The following is a 21,961-nucleotide window of genomic DNA, read 5'->3' as shown; positions in this document are numbered from 1 at the left end:
ATAAACCTTTTAAAAATTAATGCTTAATGGGTAGAAACGCTGCTGCGTGGAGGGACCGTTATTTTAAAGCTAAAACATTAATAATAGAATTACTGCCGATCCAATAACTATAATTAAGTAAGTTGGTGACAGATAAAAAACGTTAACAATAAATATGAACGCTACTAAATTTTTTATCCTACTAAGCTGCTCATTTCTTTTAGCAAATATATCTCTGTCTCAGGAACTGGCACCGAATATAAAATCCATGACCCCACAGGCCTACTCTTTATTTAAGTTTACTGAAATTCCTGTTGGGCTGACAACCGGAGTTCCTGATATACACATTCCAATATATGAAATCAATTACGGTACGGGCACATTGCCAATAACCGTTAATTACCATTCTTCCGGGGTTAAAGTAAGCGAACAGGCCGGAAATGTTGGATTAGGATGGACGATTATGTCAGGAGGAATGATCTCATCAAATATAGTAGGTAGCCCGGATTTGCCGGGAATACAAAATGGTGGCAGAGGATATGGAATGCTCCCCTTTCCACAGGACAGAGAATTAACCCCCCATTATACCAATTATAATGACCCTGATTCTTCTGAAAACAGTGATTATAATATATGTATGAAGCTGACCGGAAATAATATCATCACAAATAGAGACGGAAATTCATCACAATCTCCCTACGACGGACAACCAGATATATTTTATTATAGCATTGGTGGCAGAAGTGGAAAGTTTTTTCTTGGGATGGATCAAAATTATCATACGATCCCCTATGAGCCAATTGACATCCAGTACGTACAACACAAATTTGTATTTACCGATGAAATGGGAACCAAATATCTGTTTAATGATGCCGGAGAAGATATTACGTATTTTAGTTATTTTTCTACAGGACACCCTTCTCCTAGCCCAAACACCAGTTCCAGCACTAATAAAACATTTTATTTATCAAAAATTATAACTATAAAAAATGATACTATAACATTTTTATATAAGCCGGTTACCTATTCTTATAATAATCCCAAATCATACACAAGGTACAAGGCCGCAACAACAAATACCAATGGATTTGATAATAATTATGAAACCAGAACCGAAAGTTCTACCCAGGTAGACGGAAGATTAATAGAATCAATTCAAACAAATAAAGGTGACCGGGTTCAGTTTTCCTACGAAACCTGCCCCCGGTTAGACGTTCCGGGCAATTTTGCCTTAAAGGAAATAAAGATATTTACTGATACGGGAAGTTATTCCAAAAAGTATACCTTCACTTACGGATATTTTAATATAGATAATTATACTTCCTGCAGTTCTACTATATCCGATCCGGATGACTGCAGATTGAAATTACTTTCGATACAACAGGAAGGTCTTCCTCCATATATTTTTTCCTATTATGGAAATAACCAGCTGCCCAACAGGATGTCTGACGTTTCAGCTGATCATTGGGGCTACTATTCTCCTAATGGAGGAAAATATCCTGATTATCCGGTCTATGGATTCAGTGGCGCTTCACGTATGCCTGATCAAAATTATACTTCACAAGGTGTCCTTTCCAGGGTAAAATATCCAACAGGTGGAATCTCAGTTTTCGATTACGAATTAAACGAAGCGAAGGACACGCTTGGTCTGAGTAATGATACCGTTTCCTATGGAGGAGGGAACGTTGCTATATATTATGACCCGGATCATCAGCATCAGCAAAAAAGCTTCACAATTCCTTCCAATGTTATTCCCGGAAGTATTACTATTTCCTATTTAACGCCTGCCCCTCCCAATTTGGCAACACCTCAATTCAACATCTCTCTCTCGGGCAATGGGGTCAATCAATCTTTTCAATCGATTCATGAAGGGATAGCAGTTTCGGGCTTCTTAAATTTATTAGCCGGTAATTATACATTAGCCGTTACAGAAGTCGGAGCCTTTGAAGACGGATATGTAACCTTGTTTTGGAAAGAAAAGCCGGTAACTATTCCGGGAAATGATACAACAATTATCGCCAATGTAAAGGTTGGCGGATTAAGGATAAAAAGGATCAGGGAATTTAACGATGAGGATACAACAAAACCGGCTGTACTTGATAAAAGTTATGAATATAATCAGTTCGGGTCTGTTAATTCCAGCGGAAAAATTGCTGCCAGGCCAGTCTATAGTTACTATACTACAAAATATGCAAGGGATTTTGAAGCCAGTGGTAACTATGAGGAAAGACAATGTACTTATTATATTCAGAATTCACAAACTATAAGTCCCTTAAACGGTTTGCAGGGCAGCCCGATCTTGTATACGAACGTGCGGGTATATGATGGAGATAATGCCAAACCTAATGGATATACAGACTACGAATATTCTTTCGTTAAGGATCTTGTGTCCTATGTTACTTTGCCGCCAGCGCCTCCTACAAGTTATGATTGGCAAAGAGGACTGCTTATGAGTGAATCTGAGTATTCAAAAATGAGCAGCCAGCAATTTAAATTGAAAAGAAAAAAAACAAATTATTATACTTTTTTATATACACCACCCAATTATGATCAGAATTATTCGGAATCAGGGGCACATTATACACCGCCCACCTTTCCTAATGAATACCATGGCCTGGGATTAAATGTTCAGTGTATAAAGCCTGAAGCACACTATTATCTGCCAGACGGGATCATGCAAATTATTCCTGCCGTATTTGAGCTATCTTCCTATAAATTGATCTCCTCATGGTACTATATTAACAGAACAAGGGAAGATATTTATGAGACAAATACGGATAGTTCTTTTACTACATCAATATCCTATGTTTACGATAACCCGCTTCATGCACAATTAACCATGCGCTCTGTCGGGCAAAGCAATGGCGATAGTTTGGTGATTAAATACCTGTACCCTCTTGATTATTTAACCGGAACGGCATTCATTGATAGTATGCAGACCCATCACATATTATCCGCACCCGTTGAGCAGGTATCTTTGAAGAAGAAGAGCGGAAATTTTTCTGTTACTGATGGCAAAATAAATAAGTATAGAAATGATAAACCGGTACTGTTGAGCGAACAACTGCAGCTGCAATCGATGGCACCTGTGAACAGTTCCGCCTTTAAATTTTCAAACAGCGCATCTAATGGCCTCTCTGCACCGAAATCTGTATTTGCGCCGGATAGCAGGTATGTTCCTGTCTACTTGTATAGCCGCTTTGATGCGTATTCAAATATTGTTGAAATGCAAAAAGTAAACAATGCCAAAGAAGTTTATTTATGGGGCTATAACGGCCGGTATCCTGTAGCCAAAATTATTGGTAGTGATTATAATACCGTTAATGCTGTAGTACCTGAAGAGCAGGTTCGGACTGCGACCGGTATTGTAAATAATAATACCAATATTCGTAATCTGTTAAATACGCTGCGTACAGATAGTCGTACCAAAAATGCTTTAATAAGCACTTATACGTATGCTCCATTAACCGGTATGATGTCTGAAACAGATCCGCAGGGAAATACGCTCTATTATGAATACGACGATTTTAACAGATTGAGCCTGATTAAAGATAAGGATGGTAATATCGTAAAACGGTATAATTATCAATATTCCCAATCGCAGGAAAATGGACCAATTTATTATAGTACTGCTGCAAGCGGTGAATATGTGCGCAATAACTGTAGTGCAGGGTATGGTGGTACCAAAGTCACTTATACAGTGCCTGCTGGTACATATTCATCTATTATCAGCCAGGCAAATGCCGATCAGCAGGCATTAGACGATATAGCGGCAAATGGGCAGGCCTATGCTAATGCAAACGGAACCTGTTCTAATACTCCTGCATCTATTGTGTTACGGAATAGCTTTACAGCACATTCAAGCGGGCTAAATACCAAGATCCAGTTTATACAGAACGGTGCCGTGGTACTGTCTGGTAATTTCTCGTCACAAGCCAGCGGTACGGTTACTTTATCAGTTGCTCCGGGTGAGTACCAGATTGAATGTTCAACCGTTTCTCTGAAAAGCGCCGTTTTAGAATTTTTAATGAGTTCCGGTGCATATTGGAGTAAGCCTGCCAATGCTCCATCTGCTACTTCAGACCCAATTACCCTGCTGCCTGGAACAAGTTATACCCTTACCCAGCGAGATGTGGACGGAGATACGCAGACCAATGTAATTAAGGATTAGACAGCAACTTATAACGTATTTTTTATGAATGAGAAAGAAAGTAGGCTGAACGCTGTAAAGGATGAAAAGAGATGTACTTCAGCTGGTCAACTGTAAAATAGTTATTATGCAATTCTTAAATCAGAATAGATCCTGCTTAACGATGTATAAATACATACTGCTCTCCCTGTCGTTTATATTGACCTTTGCAGCGATAGACGCCCAGGTCACTCCCTCAACTGATCAAAATTATATTTATACCCGTATGATCGTAAAAGAAGGCGTAAAGACAGCAGCTGACCTGGCGGCTTTGCCCGTAGACAGCATGCGGGCCGAGATCCGGTATTTTGACGGCCTGGGAAGACCGCTGCAAAATATTGCCGTACGGAACTCTCCCAATAAAAAAGATGTGATCACCCCTGTTACCTATGACGCTTTTGGCCGGCAGGATAAAAGCTACCTGCCTTATGAGCATAGCAGCCAGACAGGGGCTTACCAACCCACAGCTGTAACGTCCCAGGCTTCTTTTTACAGCAGTGCAGGCAGCGGTTCTATTCCAAAAATAGCCACCAACCCGTTCAGCCAGACCTTGTTTGAGGCTTCGCCCCTGAACCGGGTACTGGAAACAGCCGCCCCGGGCGATAGCTGGAAGCCGGGGGCCGGCCATACGATAAGAAACAATTATGAGATCAATAGTGCAAACGAAGTAAGATTATGGAATATAACGGTATCCGGCAATGTCAATACCGGTGCCGGCAGCCCGGGTTATTATGGAGCAGGACAATTATATAAGAATATTACCTGGGATGAGAACCGCAACCGGGTGATCGAGTTCAAAGATAAAGAAGGGCTTGTAGTCTGTAAAAAAGTACAGGATGGGGGCGATACGCTCAATGCACCCACCTATATGGTGACCCAGTATATTTATGACGACTTTAATCAATTGGCTTATGTAGTACCACCAGCCCTGGAAACTATTACCAGTTTTACCGAGAAAGATGCCAATTTTGGGAACTATATCTATGCATACCATTACGACGGCCGGAGAAGGTTGATCGAAAAAAAGATCCCCGGTAAGGGCTGGGAATATACGGTATATAATAAAGGAGATTGCCCCATTTTTAACCAGGACTCTATGCAGCGGGCCCGTGGCGTATGGGGCTTTATGAAATATGATACGCTGGGCAGGTTGATCATGACAGGGGAAACCAGTAATGTGTCCACCAGGGCCAGCCTGGACACGCTGTCCGGCAATCAGGCCAAATTGTACGAGATCCGGGACAATACCAAATCCTGGGGGTATACCAATACAGCAATTCCTACTGCTTTAACAACCCTGTTTACCGTGAGTTTCTATGATGATTACAGTTTTTTGAACAGCACGGTCAATGCAAATCCTTATGGGGCCTTATTTAATGTGCCCAATGACACCAGCCCATTGGAAAGGAGCAATGTAAAAGGGCTTCCGACGATCACCGTTACCAATGTGCTGGATAGCGCAAAGTATTTATATGCCGCCAGTTATTATGATGAAAAGGAGCGGGTAACCAAGGTGGTCAAACAACACCTTTTAAATGGAGCGGATGTAACCACTAATACCTTAAACTTTGTTGGAGAAGTCACCACCAGCACCCGGAAACACTATGCCAATGGCAATACTACTACACCTGTGGTCACGATTACCACTACCAACCAATACGACCATGCCGGCAGGATCATACGGGCGATCGAAAAGATCAATACCCAGGCCCCCGATACCATTACCTACGCTTACAACCAGGTAGGGCAGCTTTCTCAAAAAAAGGTGGGCAACCAGACAATTGGGACCTACTACAACGCCCGTGGATGGATCAAAAAGCAATCGGCTCCTTTGTTTACAATGGAGCTGAAATATGATAGTACCGCAGCAGCGGCCAATAAGCAGTACAATGGTAACATCGGCCAGCAGCTGTGGAAAAGCGGTGCCGGCACCCAAACCCAGCGGACTTATACCTATACTTACGACCGGGCCAACCGTATAACAAAGGGGATCAGTGATGAGGGGTACAATGAGGACAGCATCAGCTATGATAAAATGGGCAATATTACGAAGTTAAAGCGTCCCAAGAACAGCACTACGGCCATTACCTACAATTACGGGGCCAAAGGTAACCAGTTGCAAAGTGTATCCGGCGGTTATGCGAGGAGCTATACGTATAATGGCAATGGCAGTGTAGCCACCATGACGGGAACAAATCCTTTGACGATTGTGTATAATGCATTAAATTTACCAAAGACGGTAACGGGGAGTGCTACTGTAAGTTACGTATATGATGCAGCGGGAAATAAGCTAAAGAAAACCACGGCCACAGAAACGCGGTGGTATATGGATGGCATTGAATACATTACCAATTCCACTACTCCCAGCCCGTCCATAGATCTTTTACATACAGCGGAAGGTGTTGCCCGAAGAAGCGGAACGGCCTATAATTATGAATACTTCCTCAAAGATCATTTAGGTAATACGCGACTGGTATTCAATAAAGCGGGCACGGTATTACAGCAGACGGATTATTACCCGTTTGGCATGAGTGTAGCCAGAGTTGCCAATACCCCAAACCGCTACTTATATAATGGCAAAGAACAGCAACCTGAACTGGGTGGTACCGATGGAGGGCAGTACGACTATGGAGCAAGGTTTTATGATCCGGTGATCGGACGTTTTCATGCGATTGATCCTTTAGCGAATGATTTTACTTATTATACTCCATATCAGTTTGCAGGAAATGAAGTACCAAATGCAATAGACTTAGACGGGCTTGAGCCTCTTCGCGTTACTACATTTCCTACCTTGAGTAAAATTGCCAAAAATGTTGGAGACTGGATAAATGAGACTTTAAATCCGTTAGTGCCAATAGCAGAAGTCGTTTCAGGTAAAAGTTATGAGAGCAATTTTACAGAAAACAAACCACGGGGACAAGCATTTGCAGAAACAGTCATTTCCGTAATACCTGGAGGTAAAATCGAAGGAGCTTTTGTTAAAGCCGCGGAGAAAAGTGTAACAAAAACTGCAATTCTAGAAGCTAATAAAGTTGCAGGAAAAGAAGGCGAAAAAATTGTGACAAAATCCCTTGAAAATTCAACAAAAGAAGGTCAAACAGTACTTACTCAAGTGAGTGGAAGGCTAGAAAAAGGTGGAAGAACAGTTTATGATAATGTTGTTATTGATAATAAAACTGGTAAAGCTATATACACTAATGAAACAAAAACAGGAAATGCGAAACTTTCTACTAATCAAAGTAGAGCTGCTGCGGGTGAAAATGTAACTCTAACCGGAAAGAAGTTGCCTGAGAACGTTCGTGGTCAAACGTTTAACTCAACTTCTACGCCTTATAAAGTATCTCGATTTGATCCAAGTGATCCATTAAAAGTAATTAAAAATGAATAAAATCATTTCAATCCAAAAAGTAAAAACCGAGTTATTTGAAGGCATGTGTGGTGCATTTAAAGAACACGGTTTTGATTTTATTAAACGGAAAAACGCCTTTCAAAGGACTACAACTGATTGCGTCCAAAGCTTTTATTTTTTGATTCATAAAAATGAAGATGGAGTGTTCATTGAACCAAGATGGTCAATTAAGATACCTTCTATATTGGATATTTATCACAAAGTTGCAACGAAGGAAAAACAATATTACGAAGATACTCCAGTATTAGAAAATAGTCTGGGAGAGCTAATAGAATATTTTGACAACGGTAATACTACCGGATCTGGAAAGTCAATGGAATATTTAGTAGAAACCGAAGATGATATACAGACATTAATAAAAGTTATCCCCAAGAGATTTGAAAAATATGTACTTTCTTATTTTAATAAAAACAGCACGGTTGATCAAATTGACAAACTACTCAATGAGAACCCCAGAAAGCTTTCTATACATCAATGGTTATATCCTCTTAGAGCGTGTATGGGATTAATTGCCGCGAAAATTATGAATAATCCGAGAATTAATGAGTTGGTCGACATTTATGAACAAGAATTGCAGGACGCATTGCCTGCATACAGGATTGAGTTTGAAAAACTAAAAAAAGGGTTGAATTAGGAGAAACAGCAAGAATAATTTTTTTCAGCCATTGCAAGGCGCATTACGAAACAAAGATCAGGATAGTTCAGCCTTTTAAGGTCTTTCGATATTGTTATTGTCACGTCATCGGCACTCGGGCAGAGTGTATTGTTGTAACCTGCTAAAAAAGACCACGGCAACAGAAACAAGGTGGTATATTGATGGCATTGAATACATCACCAACTCCACTACTCCCAGTCCGGCTATAGATCTTTTACAGACAGCGGAAGGTGTTGCCCGGAGAAGTGGCACTACCTATAATTATGAATACTTCCTGAAAGACCATTTAGGTAATACCCGGATCGTATTCAACAAAGCGGGAACAGTATTACAGCAAACGGATTATTATCCGTTTGGAATGAGCTTTTCAAAACAGCCATACCTTCCAAACAAGTATTTGTACAATGGTAAGGAGCAACAGCAGGAACTGGGCGGTACAGATGGAGGTCAGTATGACTATGGAGCAGGGTTTTATGATCCGGTAATTGGAAGATGGCATGTGGTAGACCCAACCAGCGATAAAATGCGACGTCACTCTCCTTATAACTTTGCTTTTGATAACCCGATACGGTTTGTAGATCCGGATGGAATGAGTCCTACCGATTGGTACCAAAATCAAAAAACGGGACAATATATATGGCTTAATACTTCTGGGAATCAAAAAGGATATACGCATGTAAACAGTAATACAATTTTGCGATCGTATGATTATCGTACTAATGAAACTCTCGCAACTTACCAATTAAGGGAAAACGGCTCAGTAATGCGAGGAGACGGAGAGCTTTTTGGAAATGGTGAAACTGTTTCAATGCTTGGTGGTACTGAAATAAGAACTGGTGACGCAGTTTTCAAACAATCATATTTATCTGGCGTAGAAATAAATGGTGCTGTAACCGCTGACTTGGGTGTTGGAACGAGTTCTTTAAATAATTGGAATGGCAGCTCGATTGGAGGAGGGAATATAAGTGGAGGCCAAGGCACATTAGTTGGTTGGGAAGGGAAACTAGGGAATGAAAATTCTGGTGAATTTACTTTGTTAGGTAAAAATATATCCACTGGGGTTAGAACAGAAGGAACAGGAGGTTTTTCATTAAACGCTAAAGAATTTGGTATCTCCAAAGAGACCTTTAAAGAAACAACTTCTTTGGGGCAGGTTAATAACATATCGAAAAGAAGCTTTTCAGCATATGGCTTTACTATAGAGTTTACAAATAATTCAAACGGCTATAGCAAATCTGAATTCAAATATGAATTAAACTCATTTTGGAATATTGTATTGGGAGGAAAGGTTGGAGTTTCAATACCGATAATTACACAAGAGGCTTACCTAATAAATAGTTTATATGACAGTATTGAAATTTATATTTATCATTAGTTTTATTTCAAAAATTTTTTTTCATTACTATTTAAGTAAAAAAAGTGATGTTAAGGTTAACATATCTGGGGTGGGAGCGTCAATAGAGGTCTTTTGGTTTTATACCAAAAAAGTTTCTGATAAGTTTAGTGTACTAAAATCTTTTTGTAACTCACTTCAAGTTATCTGGATGTCTGCAATTCTCTTGTGGTTTATCCTTCAAAACTTACATCAAAGTTAGAACGTAAGCATCTTTAATAAGAGTGTTGTTTGTTATTAAAAGTGGATGTACATTGGATGCTTTATGATGGCATTGAATATATTACTAACTCCACAACTCCCAGTCCGGCTATAGATCTTTTACATACAGCAGAAGGCGTTGCAAGAAGAAGCGGAACGGCTTACAGCTATGAGTATTTCCTTAAGGACCATTTAGCAAATACACGGATCGTATTTAATAAAGCGGGTACTATATATCAGCAGACGGATTATTATCCATTTGGAATGGAAATTGGCAGGTATCTGAGTGGTCCTAAGAATAAATACTTATATAACGGTATTGAAAAGAATGATGAGTTGGGGACTTATGAAGCTCAATATCGAGAGTTAGATCCGATAACTGGTCGGTGGTGGCAGATTGATCCGGAGATAGAAAATATGGAAGCATGGTCACCATATGCTTCTAACTATGATAATCCGATAACCTATAGTGATCCGTTAGGTGACGATCCTGATGAATATGACGGCGGTGGTGATGATCCTCCAGCTAAAGGCTTTTGGCCGGGAGTACGAGATGGGTTCACTGGATATTTTAAAGATGCCTATCATGCTGTGACACATCCTGGAGAGACTCTGTCAAACATGGTAAAACCGGAAAATCTGGTAGACTATGCTCTGGACGCAGTTACAATTGGTAACCACGGGCGGGCCAAACAGGCAATAAATGCATATGAAACTGTGAATGACCAAGGAACTTATGGTTTGGGAAAGGTAGTTGGCAAAACAGGGGCAGAGGTAACTGTTGTTGTGGTTACAAACGGAGCAGGAAGAGGTATAAGATTATTAAAAGGAGAAGGAATAGTATGTGAACGTGTGGATAAGACTGGTAATATAGCAAAGCCTTATGTTGGTCAAGCAAAGAGCGAAGCCAGGTATGCTGCAAGACAAAAAGAACATGCTAGAGCAAATCCCAGATCAGATTTTGAGTTCAAAAAAATTGATAGAGGAAGGCCCGGAAGAAATTTAGATAAAAAAGAACAAAGAGCTCTTGATAAACGTGGCGGGCCAACAAATAAACCAAATCCTAATGGAGGTACTTCAAATAAGAAAAATGTTATTAAAAAAGATAAAAAATTAAAAGAACAATGAAGCTTAGAATAGGTGATATATTTACTATTCCCGTAAGTGAAGAAAAAACCGGATTTGGTCAAATTGTCAAAATACCTAACAAAAATAATTTTATTATTATTGTTTATGAGAATATCTATTCTGGTAGAGATTGGCCAAGTTTGGAAGAAGTAGTTAAGGATAAGATATTATTTTTGGGATATACAATGGATGCTTTATTATACCATAAGTTTTGGAAGATTATTGGAAATGTATTTCCTGATTTGAGCAAAATTAAATTTCCCTACTATAAGTTGGGTACTTTTCCTAATGCAATGATTGTAAATTATAAAGGAGAGAAAGTAAAAACTATAAGCAAATTGGAGTTTGATAAACTACAGTATGAAACTGTTGTGGCGCCGGTGCGATATGAAAATGCCTTAAAAGCTTATTACAAATTAAGTGAATGGAGAGAGGATTACGATAATTTGTTATATTCTAAAACACTTGAGAGCATACAAGTAGTAGAAGGAAAATAATTTTTTTTACCAACTTCGATATTGCAATAAAGTATTGATTATAATCCGACTTATTGTCAATTACAAATCTTTGCTTTTTAGGAAGGAGAAGCTATAGTAGTTTGTTAATACACAAAAGAAGCATGTGTAAGTATCCATAACTATAGCAATAGTTTTGTTGATTTTAGTTGTATTGTTTTTGTTGTTGGATAAATACGTTGGTCACGTATTTGATTTACATCCTTCTTAATTAAAAAAGGCAGTAACAATAAAGCCCGGCAAACCGGGCTTTATTGTTTTAATTGGTATAAGCTTTTTTAGTTTTTCTGTCTCTGAGGAACGCATCTACTATCTCGAACACGGTAGCTTTATCGGTGTCATTGAGTTTTTGAATATCCTGTAAACGCTTCAGGGCTTTGGAGTCGATCTCGACATTGGTTTTGCCCACCAAAAAATCCAGTGATACTTCGAGGACATCCGCTATTTTAACTGCCACTTCCACGGAGGGTTTTACTTCGTTGCGTTCATTCTTGCTGCCTATAACCAGGTAGGGCAGCTTTCACAAAAAAAAGGTAGGTAACCAGACGATCGGAACCTTCTTTAATGCCCGTGAATAGGTCAAAAAGCAATCGGCTCCTTTGTTTACGATGGAGCTGAATATGATAGTACCGCAGCAGCGGCCAATAAGCAGTACAATGGTAACATCGGCCAGCAGCTATGGAAAAGCGGTGCCGGCACCCAAACCCAGCGGACTTATACCTATACTTACGACCGGGCCAACCGTATAACAAAGGGGATCAGTGATGAGGGGTACAATGAGGACAGCATCAGCTATGATAAAATGGGCAATATTACGAAGTTAAAGCGTCCCAAGAACAGCACTACGGCCATTACCTACAATTACGGGGCCAAAGGTAACCAGTTGCAAAGTGTATCCGGCGGTTATGCGAGGAGCTATACGTATAATGGCAATGACAGTGTAGCCACCATAACGGGAACAAATCCTTTGACGATCACTTATAATGCATTAAATTTACCGAGGACGGTAACGGGGAGTGCTACTGTAAGTTATGTGTATGATGCTGATGGCAACAAGCTAAAAAAGACCACATCAACAGAAACAAGGTGGTATATTGATGGCATTGAATACATCACCAACTCTACAACTCCCAGCCCGGCTATAGATCTTTTACAGACAGCGGAAGGTGTTGCCCGGAGAAGTGGCACTACCTATAATTATGAGTACTTCCTGAAAGACCATTTAGGTAATACCCGGATCGTTTTCAATAAAGCGGGTACTGTATTACAGCAAACGGATTATTATCCATTTGGTATGAGTGTAGCCAGAGTTGCCAATACGCCCAACCGGTATTTGTACAATGGCAAAGAGCAACAGCAGGAGTTGGGTGGTACAGACGGAGGACAGTATGACTATGGAGCGAGATTCTATGATCCGGTGATTGGAAGATGGCATGTGATAGACCCGGCCAGCGAATTAGGAAGAAGACACAGCCCATATACCTTTGCATTTAATAACCCAATCAGGTTTATTGACCCTGACGGTATGTGGCCGGGAGATTTTTATGACGAATCTGGAAGAAAAATAGGGACAGATGGAATAGATGATAAGAAAAAATATGTTGTGATTAATAATAGAGAGGCCAGAGATATTGCGAGAATAGATAGACGAGGAGGTACTACTCAGGTGAGTGATGTAAGTTCTGCAAAAGCGCTTCCAAGCGATGTTGCATTAAATGAATCTTTGGACGTTATAAAGCGCACAGAGGCAAAAACTACTGCGGATCCTCAAGGGGGCTTACATGGTGAGTCCTCAATCGTTATGAAAGATGGCACTGTTTTGAGAGGGGATTCTGGGCCAGCCGCATTTGTTAATTCTAATAATGAATTACAAGCTGATGAGAAGTTATCTGATTTACCATCAGGAAAAACGCCAGCAGATGCAGAAACAACAATCCACTCTCATGTTACAGGGACGGTGCTGCAAAATGGGCAGATTTATAGCCATGATGCGACAAAGCCCTCAAATGTGGGTTTACCTACTTTTAGCCAATATGGCACTAATATAATAGTTGGGCCAAGAGGACAGGCATCTGCCACACAAACAAACGGTTCAACAAATATTAGCCAACCCGGTAATGGGGTTATAATTTATAAGGGAGGAACCACTACACCATACCTTGTATTGCCTGTTAGAACCGTAGAGCGAATACTAAGAAGATGAAAAAAATAATTGCATATAGTTTAGCACTTCTATTAAGTTGCATCAGATTGAATGCTCAGAAAAATATTGATTTAATTATTTCAATAGATGAAAAGATTGTCAGTTCAATATCTGGGTTAAATTTTATTGCTGTAACCCTAAATGGTGAAGAAAGAATACAGGCGGATTACTATCCTGGGCATTTGTCATTAAGCGATTCTGACTACAACAAGTTATTAGATACGGTAACCAGAACTGTTTATATTTCATTTGATTATACGGAACAGCAAAATACAAAACAGCACCTTTATCATTATCAAATTGATTTAAAAAAAGGATGGCTGAAACATTATTACTATATACTTAGTATTTACAATATGACCAAGCGAAAATATAGAGATATGTTCTCTACTGCGATGCCTTATGTGTATGAGTTCGAGTACCCCGGAGGCGCAACTAAACTTGTTAGGAAAAAATCAAAAGCCCGCTAATCGCGGGCTTTTATTATTGTTTTAATTAGTATACGCTTTTTTAGTTTTATGGTCTCTTAGGGAAGCATCGAGCATTGCGAACACATGCGCTTTATCTTCTGCATCTAGTTTTTGGATGTCGATAATTTTATTTACCACATTTTTTTCCAGCAGCAGGTCGGTATTACCGGCCAGATAATCCAGTGATACTTCGAGGGCATCCGCTATTTTAACTGCCACTTCCACGGAGGGTTTTACTTCGTTGCGTTCATACTTGCTGCCTATAACCAGGTAGGGCAGCTTTCTCAAAAAAAGGTAGGTAACCAGACGATCGGAACCTTCTTTAATGCCCGTGGATGGGTAATCAAACAGTCAGCATCATTATTTACTGAAGAATTGAAATACGATGATGCCGTTGCCGCTGGTAAACAGTATAACGGAAACATTGGTCAGCAGCTTTGGAAAAGCGGTGCGGGTACCCAAACCCACCGAACTTATACCTATACTTACGACCGGGCCAACCGTATAACAAAGGGGATCAGTGATGAGGGGTACAATGAGGACAGCATCAGCTATGATAAAATGGGCAATATTACAGCCCTTACCTGGCCTAAGAGCAGTGCGACTGCCATCACCTATAATTACGGAACGAAAGGCAACCAGTTGCAAAGTGTAAGCGGCGGATATACCAGGGGCTATACCTATAATGGTAATAGCAGTGTGGCCACCCATGGCCGGAACAAATCCTTTGACGATCACTTATAATGCGTTAAACTTACCGAAGACGGTAATAGGCTCAGAAAATCGGAACTACGTATAATGATAAATACTTTCTGAAAGACCATTTGGGAATATCTGTAATTACCGGTAATAAACCTGCGGATCACTTTATTCCCAATTGTTTTGCCAGGTATTCCGCTGCCATCTTATTGATCTTTTCCCAATTCCGTTTTCCCGTTGGTAACCGGATGTTGCCGGGCGTTGTATGGAAAATCCGGTTTTTTGGCTGCTAATGGTACAAAAAGTACCGCCACATCCCCATTGAATCCGGACGATTTATCGACACGGCCTTCCGGGGTGAGCTGACCATAAAGTGGTTTTGCCGTATAATGCCCGTAAATATGATCCCCGGCTTCGAGAACATGAAAATTATTGCGATGCAACGGATAGCGAAAATAGTATCCGATGCGGCGCGCTTTCCGCAGCTCTTTCAGGTTCAGATCGTCAATCATTGAATCAGCCTCCTGTTTTATCTCTTTTTGTTATAAATGTGGCCCCTCCGGGTAAGGAAAACCCTTTGTCCCATACCTGTAAAGGCATTATGCGCAATGAGCTATTTTCAAAATTACTGCTTTAAAAGATGTCTTAGCCAGCTCCTGGCATTGGATGCGGTTTTACCACCGGAGGAGCGCTTTCTTAATCTTCAATTTCAAATACATATTTATTCAAATCATTCTGGTCAATATACAGCGTCACTTTTTGATCGGCAAAAGCATTTCTGATGGTTGTAAAGTCTTTATAGATCCTTTGGCTTTTGTATGTATGCCTGACCCCTTTTAAGATTGGGATATAATAGAGTACAATTCCGCTATTAACCGGATCAATATTGCAACAGGGATCTGTTGAGCTGAAGTCTTTCAATAATTTAAGACGGATAACTTTCCATTGCACCCGCCGGAGATTATTTTTCAATACCGGGTCGTTTGAATATGCAAAATAACAGTGTTCATATAGTATCGGTATCCTTAAGCCCACTTTTTTGATTGCGGCCGCATCATTTAATCTGACTTTTTCAGATCTTTTCTCATAGCGGTTCAAAAAAATAAAAGCCAATACCGGCAATAATGGAGCAAATTATCGTAATAGGCCAATGATCGGAGGAATAATCATAAAATAGTAAAAACATTCAAATCGTATAAAGAAGAACAGGTGTACAAAAATAGCAAAATATATTTAGTGCACATCTGTTTCCCTTTGCCGGTAAATGAGGCATAGCTCTATGACGGTAATAGCAGCATTACTTAGGCGCCCGTAAAATGCTTATAATGCCTGATGAAAAACGATATAAAAAACAGGGGGCGGCGCTGCTTTATACAACGTTGCTCCCTGTTTGTACAGATTCTACCGGATCAGTAATTAAACACAATACCCCCACCGAACCCGTAGTTGGTAGTATAGTTTGCAGATACGCTCAGGTGCCTTGTAACAATATACCGCAGGCCGCCCATGTATTCTTTCTGGGTATCTGCGGAAAAGGCTCCGCGTAAACGCGGCGTTAAAGGAATATCTTCCCGGTTCAGGATGATGCGGAAAATGCCCCTTGTATCTACCTGGGCACGCAAAGTCACCAGCATAGGAAGGGTATAGGCAATACCTGCATTATAATAGACCTTTCCATCATGACTGAAGGTTTGTCCGAACATATTTTTCTCTATATGTTTTCCTTGCTGGTATTTCCATTCCAGCCCGATATACGGCCGCAGCCACTGCATCTGTCCTAAATAACGGCCAAAGTTGGCTTCTATTTCATGACCATCAGACACATCGTATCCCAGCTTCCATTCCGCATTTAACGACCAGCGGGTATTGTTCAGCGCTGCGGCGCCAAAATTACCATTAGAGGCAAATTCATTTTCAGCTCCAAGGAAAAACTGACGGTCGTCACGGTAAAGTTTTCTGATCGCTTTCTGGGGATCGGGAACCAGCGGATTTGCCGGCTGGTTTTCATAGGTAAAGATCCGGCCCATGCCCGCCATCATATGATACAGGATATGGCAATGAAAGAACCAGTCTCCTTCTGTATTGGCTTCAAATTCGATTACGTCGGTCTCCATAGGCATAATATCGATCACATTCTTTAAGGGAGCATAATCCCCTTTGTCGTTCAGCACCCGGAAATCATGACCATGCAGGTGCATCGGATGCCGCATCATCGACCCGTTGTAGAGTATGATGCGTACAATCTCTCCTTTTTTTATAAGTACCTTATCGGTTTCAGAAACTACTTTATTGTTCAGGCTCCATACATAACGGTTCATATTACCGGTTAATGTAAAATGCAGTTCTTTTACCGGGGCATTTTGAGGTAACGTGGTCTTTTGCGGCGCCTTCAGCATGTTATAGTTCAAGGTAACTAGGGCAGGGGGTATACCGGGGGCTGTATGCTGGTCATCACCGTGATCTGACATATCCATGCTCTTATCCGTATGCTTTTTATGATCCATTGTATCTGTAGCATCAGCATTCATTGGCATATCCTTGTGGTGGTGTATTAGCATTTCCTGCATTTTGCCGGCCATTGTGTCCTGATCCTGCTCTTTCCCTTTTTCCGCTTTTCTTTTTGCTCTGCGCTGCCGTTGGGATAATTCGGGGCCCGTTATCTCCGGATACATTACCGTATTCATATCCATTTGCTGCAGGCTCATTTTCATACCCATGTCTTTCATGCTTCCATCCATACGCATCATGTCGTTCATCATCTTCATCCCCTCAAAATATTTCAATCGTCCCCAATGCATGGCCAGTTGTTTTTTCCCCTCTCCGATGAAAAGAGAACTGGTATTGGTCCTGTCCTCTGAAGTAGCCAGCAGCTCATAGGAGATACCGTTTTCCGGGATGGTTACCACAATATCCATTGTTTCTGACGGCGGTAAAATAAAGCGGTCTACGGCTAAAGGAGTTACATCATTGCCGTCATTGGCCACAACGGTCATTTTTCCCCCCGCGTAATTGATCCAGAAATAGGTGGAAGCCCCGCCGTTTGAGAGCTGCAGCCGTACTTTATCGCCTGCCCTGAACTGTGAGAGCTGGCTTTCATTTTGCCCGTTAATGAGTACCTTATCATAGTATACATCGCTTACATCCATCGCCGTCATGCGCTTCCATTCATTAATAATCTTTGTTTTAAAATGCCCGGTCTTCAGGGCTTCTCCATAGCTCTGAACAGCGTTCTTTTTAATAGCAGCCCAGTCATTGGCATTCCGCAGCATACGGTGAATCTGGTGCGGCATAATGTCGGTCCAGTCACTTAAAATAACAGGCACTGATGGCAGGTCGTCAATGCCTTTCCGGAAGCCGGGATCAGCCACCCTCTTTTTAAAGATCAGGGAGCCATACATGCCGATCTGTTCCTGGAAGCCGTAGTGACTATGATACCAGTAAGTGCCGTTCTGGATGACCGGGAAACGGTAGGTATAGGTAGTGCCCGGCTCAATGGGCATTTGTGTAAGATAGGGCACCCCGTCTTCCCGGTTGGGAAGGAAAACGCCATGCCAGTGCAGGGCGGTCGGTTCCTTCAGCCGGTTGTGCACAACGATCTCTGCGGTATCGCCTTCGGTGAACTCCAGGGTGGGCATGGGTATCTGGCCGTTTACGGCAATGGCCATTTTGTGCTTGCCGGTATAATGCACCATTGTATCTGTAACGTACAGGTCATAACGTTTTACTTGTTGTGCTGTAGCACTGAAGGTGAGCGCCATGAAAAAAGCGAACGCTATGAACCGGTTGCTGTTTCTTTTCATTATTCTTCTTTTCAAATGCTTATTGATTGATGCTGCCTGGCCGTAAAAGGACAGAACGGCCTGCCTGCAGTTGTGCAGGTGCGGTCAGGTAAAGTGTATTCTTAAGCTGACCGCTGTTTCCTGCTTTCTTTTATTACTGACCGATGACGGCTTTGGTAGCACCACAGGTCATCATGGCAGCGCCATAATAAGGGTTGCGGATGCTTTCTTCCCTGCTCAGCCAGGTAGCCCCGCCGTGGAACATCGGGCATTCATTGTAATATATTTTATAAGGAAGTTTTGAGGCTTTAAACAGCTGGTAAACGCTTTCACTCAATGCTGCAAAAGTCACCCGTTGCTTTTCAATTCCGGCGGCTGCTTTCAGCGCTGCAGATTGCTCATTCAATGGTGCTTTTATATGCATCCAGGCCGTATGCTCTTCCGGGCTTAGCGCGTCCATCTGTACTGCTTTTACAAGATGATGTAATTCGCCGGCTTTCTGCCCGGCTGTTTTTTCATCAGACCGGACTAATGCATTGCTGATAGCAAAATAAGCCCTGTACAAAGGCGCTAATTTTGAAGCATCTTTTGTACTGTCTGTTGTATTTATATCCGTTGTCTGTGGCGCGCCTTTATAGTAGCATTCGCTGGTCAACATTCTGTAAGCAGATAAAGGAGCATTATACACTTCGTTATCAAACCCGGCCAGAGCTACGCGTTTTAGAACTGCTTCCTTTGTAGTGGCCTTGGCGTTATAAGTGAGCTGCGCGGTTTTTGTATCTGCGTTCCAGGTCAGCCGGGCAATGCGTTTCCGGTTGCCCGCGTATTCGATCATTTTTTTACAGGCCGGTGAACTGCCCTGTATGGTTACTGTTTCTGTTTTTGCGTTTTTTATCTGGGCCTTTGCAAACAGGGAAAAGCTCATAAGACCGGCTACGGCCATTAACGACCATTGTTTTATAGATTGCATGTTTGTATTGTTAATCAGATGAATCAATCTTATATATGCGCCGGATGGGGCATATATAATAACCTTTGAAATGTAAGAACCCCTTACATCCCCGTGATGCTGTTTATTATCCTGAGTATGCTGATTAACCGAGCCGGGGAGGCTGCCAGATAGAATAAGTGTAGGAAAAAAGCGGCATGTCGTTGCTCCGGATAACGTACTGGGCAACCTCTTCAGAAGGTGCAACGATTTCTATAGTTTCTTCTGCATGCAGACTGGAAACAGACACCGGATGACAAAGATTGTTGGTACAATTGTCATTATTACAATGCCTGTGACCGTTCTGCCGGTGTTGGTGTTGCTGGTGTTTAGAGGAATGCTCTTTACAGCAGTCCGTTTGAGGCTCCGTTTCTTTTTGCTGTTCTGTTTGCCCTGTTTTATGATGCATTCCACAGGCACCTGCTTTCAGGCCGGGGACAAAAAACAACCCCAACAGGAACAATGCAGGTAATATGAGCCGCAATAAAAACATGATGCAAAGGTAGGCCAACTTTTTTTAGGTTCAAAATAATACCGGTCAATGTTTTACAACTTTTGAATAAATAGCAGATTGTCAATATTATTAAAGAATAAAACAACTGTTGAAGCTAATTGCAGCACTAAAATTTGTTTGAAGCGGACATAAGAAACATGAAAAAACTGACGACAGATCTTTTTTCATACTTATCTTTGTTACTAAGATACTTGATTATAAAGATTAAAATGGATAATGAAAAAGTCATTGAATTAAGAAAGCTGAGCCAGCAGTACGCTTATACCGCGCTTCAAATGCATGAGATTATTGCCCGGAAAGCGGGTTTTACAGGAACAGACCATAAGTATTTAGGCTTTTTTCTGCAAAAAGGCCAACTGACGGCAGGTGAATTTGCTAAATTATCAGGATTAACTACAGGTGCGGTAACCGGTTTAATTGACCGGTTTGAGAAAAAAAAACTCGTAAAAAGGCAATTTGATGAAAATGACAGACGTAAAGTATTTATTGTGCCGGACGCCCAAAAGATACAGGCCTTGTTAAAACCCTATTATAAACAGTTTCAAAGTGAAACAGAAAAACTGATAGCCTTTTTTTCGTCCGGAGAATTAAAAATTTTAGAAACCTATTTTCTGAAGTATATAAAATTAATGAATGATACCATTAACCATTTAAACAGAAAATAATAAAACAGGAAGGCAAAAGATCAACCGGGAATGGACAGGCTATAAAACGCGCTGTCGGGTCGAAGTCAGATGCAGAGTGGGGAGCCCGATTTTTTTAACAATGTAAAAATAATGAAGTAGTTCCTGTTCAACCTGCAAGAGGGAGAAACAAGTGATTTGAATTAAAAGCAACCGTTAACGGTCTGAGAACAGGTAACTAAGTTGGCGTTACAATAAATAACAAAAACAATTAGTAAATGGAATTTAACCCGAATAACAATGTTGTGAAACTCTGCATCCAGGGTATGGACCTGGAAGAAGCAGGCAAATCTGAAGAAGCGGGCAGGCTGTTTCTTCAGGCATGGAATGAAGCGATAAACGACTTTGAGAAATATACCGCTGCTTTTTATGTGGCCCGGCATCAAAAAGATGTTCCCGGCAAATTAAAATGGTTCCAAACAGCTTTGCAGTTTGCATTAAATGTAAACAACGACTCAGTTAAGGGCGCTTTTCCTTCTCTGTATTTAAACATTGCCAGATGCTATGAAGCCCTGAACGACCCTGACAATGCAAAAAAGAACAACGATCTGGCAATTACATTCAGGGACAAGCTACCTGACAAAGGACCCTTTTATCACGGAACCAGAGCGGATTTACAAACCGGCGATTTGCTGACAGCAGGGTTTGAGTCCAATTACCATCCTGAAGTTACTATGAATCATATTTATTTCACAGCCCTGGTGAATGGTGCAGGGCTCGCTGCATCCCTGGCAAAAGGTGACGGGCGGGAACGGGTTTACATCGTAGAGCCTACAGGAAGTTTTGAAAACGATCCGAACGTTACGGATAAAAAATTTCCGGGTAATCCCACACGTTCTTATCGCAGCCAGGCACCGCTGAAAATTGTTGGAGAAGTAACAGACTGGGACAGACTAACACCAGAAGAGCTCCGGGAATGGCGTAAAAAACTGGCGGATAGTAAAGGAGCAATCATCAATTAATAGCACAGATGCTTATGTGCCTCATAAAACTATTTACAGCTGGCAGTTTTCAGTAGTAATCAGATAAGTGCATAAAGATGCATTTAAAAAGGAATATAAAAATCGTTAAATGCTATGAATGCGATAAATGCGGGACGCTTTTCTGATATTGTAGAACGAATCTTTGCATGATTGATGAATAACAGAAAACTGAC

Annotated in this window: 18 protein-coding genes; 11 read left to right on the top strand and 7 right to left on the bottom strand. The window is 41.1% G+C overall.

Features of this window, described 5'->3' with window-relative positions; genetic code table 11:
- Window positions 1-154: 154 nt before the first annotated feature.
- The 6 genes from A8C56_RS14180 to A8C56_RS14155 all read left to right on the top strand — a co-directional run bounded on the left by A8C56_RS14180 (window position 155) and on the right by A8C56_RS14155 (window position 11,451).
- The gene (locus A8C56_RS14180; protein WP_157097986.1) at window positions 155-4,150 is read left to right on the top strand and encodes a DUF5977 domain-containing protein; all 3,996 of its coding nucleotides are present in this window, start codon (window positions 155-157) and stop codon (window positions 4,148-4,150) included.
- Window positions 4,151-4,256: 106 nt separating this feature from the next.
- A complete protein-coding gene (locus A8C56_RS14175; RefSeq protein ID WP_169818784.1) occupies window positions 4,257-7,556 on the top strand; it encodes a DUF6443 domain-containing protein in 3,300 nt (1,099 codons plus the stop codon).
- Window positions 7,549-8,211: a hypothetical protein gene (locus A8C56_RS14170; RefSeq protein ID WP_067757262.1), complete on the top strand. Its 663-nt coding sequence runs from the start codon at window positions 7,549-7,551 to the stop codon at window positions 8,209-8,211. Before A8C56_RS14175 ends, A8C56_RS14170 begins: the two co-directional genes overlap by 8 nt.
- 379 nt (window positions 8,212-8,590) lie before the next feature.
- Window positions 8,591-9,607: an RHS repeat-associated core domain-containing protein gene (locus tag A8C56_RS14165; protein WP_218917190.1), complete on the top strand. Its 1,017-nt coding sequence runs from the start codon at window positions 8,591-8,593 to the stop codon at window positions 9,605-9,607.
- A 249-nt stretch (window positions 9,608-9,856) separates the two neighbouring features.
- Window positions 9,857-10,954, top strand: coding sequence for an RHS repeat domain-containing protein (locus A8C56_RS14160; protein WP_067757256.1), 1,098 nt, complete (start codon window positions 9,857-9,859; stop codon window positions 10,952-10,954).
- Window positions 10,951-11,451, top strand: coding sequence for an Imm26 family immunity protein (locus tag A8C56_RS14155; protein ID WP_067757253.1), 501 nt, complete (start codon window positions 10,951-10,953; stop codon window positions 11,449-11,451). The genes A8C56_RS14160 and A8C56_RS14155 overlap by 4 nt, the downstream gene beginning before the upstream one ends.
- Before the next feature lie 277 nt (window positions 11,452-11,728).
- Here the strand turns inward: A8C56_RS14155 and A8C56_RS14150 are convergent, their stop codons facing one another.
- A complete protein-coding gene (locus A8C56_RS14150; protein ID WP_218917189.1) occupies window positions 11,729-11,926 on the bottom strand; it encodes a hypothetical protein in 198 nt (65 codons plus the stop codon).
- A 345-nt stretch (window positions 11,927-12,271) separates the two neighbouring features.
- On the opposite strand from A8C56_RS14150, the gene A8C56_RS14145 reads away from it, so the two are divergent.
- Together A8C56_RS14145 and A8C56_RS14140 are read left to right on the top strand one after the other, a co-directional pair.
- Complete coding sequence (locus A8C56_RS14145; RefSeq protein ID WP_067757248.1) at window positions 12,272-13,672, top strand: RHS repeat-associated core domain-containing protein; 1,401 nt, start codon at window positions 12,272-12,274, stop codon at window positions 13,670-13,672.
- Window positions 13,669-14,142: a hypothetical protein gene (locus tag A8C56_RS14140; RefSeq protein WP_067757245.1), complete on the top strand. Its 474-nt coding sequence runs from the start codon at window positions 13,669-13,671 to the stop codon at window positions 14,140-14,142. The genes A8C56_RS14145 and A8C56_RS14140 overlap by 4 nt, the downstream gene beginning before the upstream one ends.
- Before the next feature lie 21 nt (window positions 14,143-14,163).
- Here the strand turns inward: A8C56_RS14140 and A8C56_RS14135 are convergent, their stop codons facing one another.
- On the bottom strand, window positions 14,164-14,430 hold the full coding sequence (locus A8C56_RS14135; protein WP_245645483.1) for a helix-turn-helix domain-containing protein: 267 nt from the start codon (window positions 14,428-14,430) through the stop codon (window positions 14,164-14,166).
- 87 nt (window positions 14,431-14,517) lie between these two features.
- Here A8C56_RS14135 and A8C56_RS14130 point away from each other — a divergent pair, with 87 nt between their 5' ends.
- The gene (locus A8C56_RS14130; protein ID WP_067757240.1) at window positions 14,518-14,886 is read left to right on the top strand and encodes a hypothetical protein; all 369 of its coding nucleotides are present in this window, start codon (window positions 14,518-14,520) and stop codon (window positions 14,884-14,886) included.
- Between the two features lie 161 nt (window positions 14,887-15,047).
- Here the strand turns inward: A8C56_RS14130 and A8C56_RS14125 are convergent, their stop codons facing one another.
- The 5 genes from A8C56_RS14125 to A8C56_RS14105 form a co-directional block, all read right to left on the bottom strand.
- Entirely contained in the window at window positions 15,048-15,353 is a 306-nt protein-coding gene (locus tag A8C56_RS14125; RefSeq protein ID WP_067757238.1) for a hypothetical protein, read from the bottom strand.
- A gap of 184 nt (window positions 15,354-15,537) precedes the next feature.
- A complete protein-coding gene (locus tag A8C56_RS14120; protein WP_157097984.1) occupies window positions 15,538-15,813 on the bottom strand; it encodes a hypothetical protein in 276 nt (91 codons plus the stop codon).
- Between the two features lie 437 nt (window positions 15,814-16,250).
- Window positions 16,251-18,641: a multicopper oxidase domain-containing protein gene (locus A8C56_RS14115; protein WP_067757233.1), complete on the bottom strand. Its 2,391-nt coding sequence runs from the start codon at window positions 18,639-18,641 to the stop codon at window positions 16,251-16,253.
- Window positions 18,642-18,774: 133 nt separating this feature from the next.
- Window positions 18,775-19,590, bottom strand: a complete 816-nt coding sequence (locus A8C56_RS14110) for a DUF3347 domain-containing protein (RefSeq protein ID WP_067762053.1) — start codon at window positions 19,588-19,590, stop codon at window positions 18,775-18,777.
- A 124-nt stretch (window positions 19,591-19,714) separates the two neighbouring features.
- On the bottom strand, window positions 19,715-20,017 hold the full coding sequence (locus A8C56_RS14105; RefSeq protein ID WP_157097983.1) for a hypothetical protein: 303 nt from the start codon (window positions 20,015-20,017) through the stop codon (window positions 19,715-19,717).
- A gap of 314 nt (window positions 20,018-20,331) precedes the next feature.
- Here A8C56_RS14105 and A8C56_RS14100 point away from each other — a divergent pair, with 314 nt between their 5' ends.
- Window positions 20,332-20,787 carry a MarR family winged helix-turn-helix transcriptional regulator gene (locus A8C56_RS14100; protein WP_067762051.1) on the top strand — a complete coding sequence of 152 codons (456 nt, stop codon included), beginning with the start codon at window positions 20,332-20,334 and terminating at the stop codon, window positions 20,785-20,787.
- 566 nt (window positions 20,788-21,353) lie between these two features.
- Window positions 21,354-21,767, top strand: a complete 414-nt coding sequence (gene arr / locus A8C56_RS25415; protein WP_067762049.1) for an NAD(+)--rifampin ADP-ribosyltransferase — start codon at window positions 21,354-21,356, stop codon at window positions 21,765-21,767.
- Window positions 21,768-21,961: the final 194 nt, after the last annotated feature.

This window comes from Niabella ginsenosidivorans (assembly GCF_001654455.1).
In the GTDB taxonomy this organism is placed as follows: domain Bacteria; phylum Bacteroidota; class Bacteroidia; order Chitinophagales; family Chitinophagaceae; genus Niabella; species Niabella ginsenosidivorans.
This window is presented reverse-complemented; position numbering and strand designations above follow the sequence as displayed.

Excerpts from the sequence above, each read along its gene's own strand:
- A8C56_RS14180 (WP_157097986.1), top strand. The coding sequence starts at position 155 with ATGAACGCTACTAAATTTTTTATCCTACTAAGCTGCTCATTTCTTTTA.
- A8C56_RS14175 (WP_169818784.1), top strand. The coding sequence starts at position 4,257 with ATGCAATTCTTAAATCAGAATAGATCCTGCTTAACGATGTATAAATAC.
- A8C56_RS14170 (WP_067757262.1), top strand. The coding sequence starts at position 7,549 with ATGAATAAAATCATTTCAATCCAAAAAGTAAAAACCGAGTTATTTGAA.
- A8C56_RS14165 (WP_218917190.1), top strand. The coding sequence starts at position 8,591 with ATGAGCTTTTCAAAACAGCCATACCTTCCAAACAAGTATTTGTACAAT.
- A8C56_RS14155 (WP_067757253.1), top strand. The coding sequence starts at position 10,951 with ATGAAGCTTAGAATAGGTGATATATTTACTATTCCCGTAAGTGAAGAA.
- A8C56_RS14145 (WP_067757248.1), top strand. The coding sequence starts at position 12,272 with ATGGGCAATATTACGAAGTTAAAGCGTCCCAAGAACAGCACTACGGCC.
- A8C56_RS14140 (WP_067757245.1), top strand. The coding sequence starts at position 13,669 with ATGAAAAAAATAATTGCATATAGTTTAGCACTTCTATTAAGTTGCATC.
- A8C56_RS14125 (WP_067757238.1), bottom strand. The coding sequence starts at position 15,353 with ATGATTGACGATCTGAACCTGAAAGAGCTGCGGAAAGCGCGCCGCATC.
- A8C56_RS14115 (WP_067757233.1), bottom strand. The coding sequence starts at position 18,641 with ATGAAAAGAAACAGCAACCGGTTCATAGCGTTCGCTTTTTTCATGGCG.
- A8C56_RS14110 (WP_067762053.1), bottom strand. The coding sequence starts at position 19,590 with ATGCAATCTATAAAACAATGGTCGTTAATGGCCGTAGCCGGTCTTATG.
- A8C56_RS14105 (WP_157097983.1), bottom strand. The coding sequence starts at position 20,017 with ATGCATCATAAAACAGGGCAAACAGAACAGCAAAAAGAAACGGAGCCT.
- A8C56_RS14100 (WP_067762051.1), top strand. The coding sequence starts at position 20,332 with ATGGATAATGAAAAAGTCATTGAATTAAGAAAGCTGAGCCAGCAGTAC.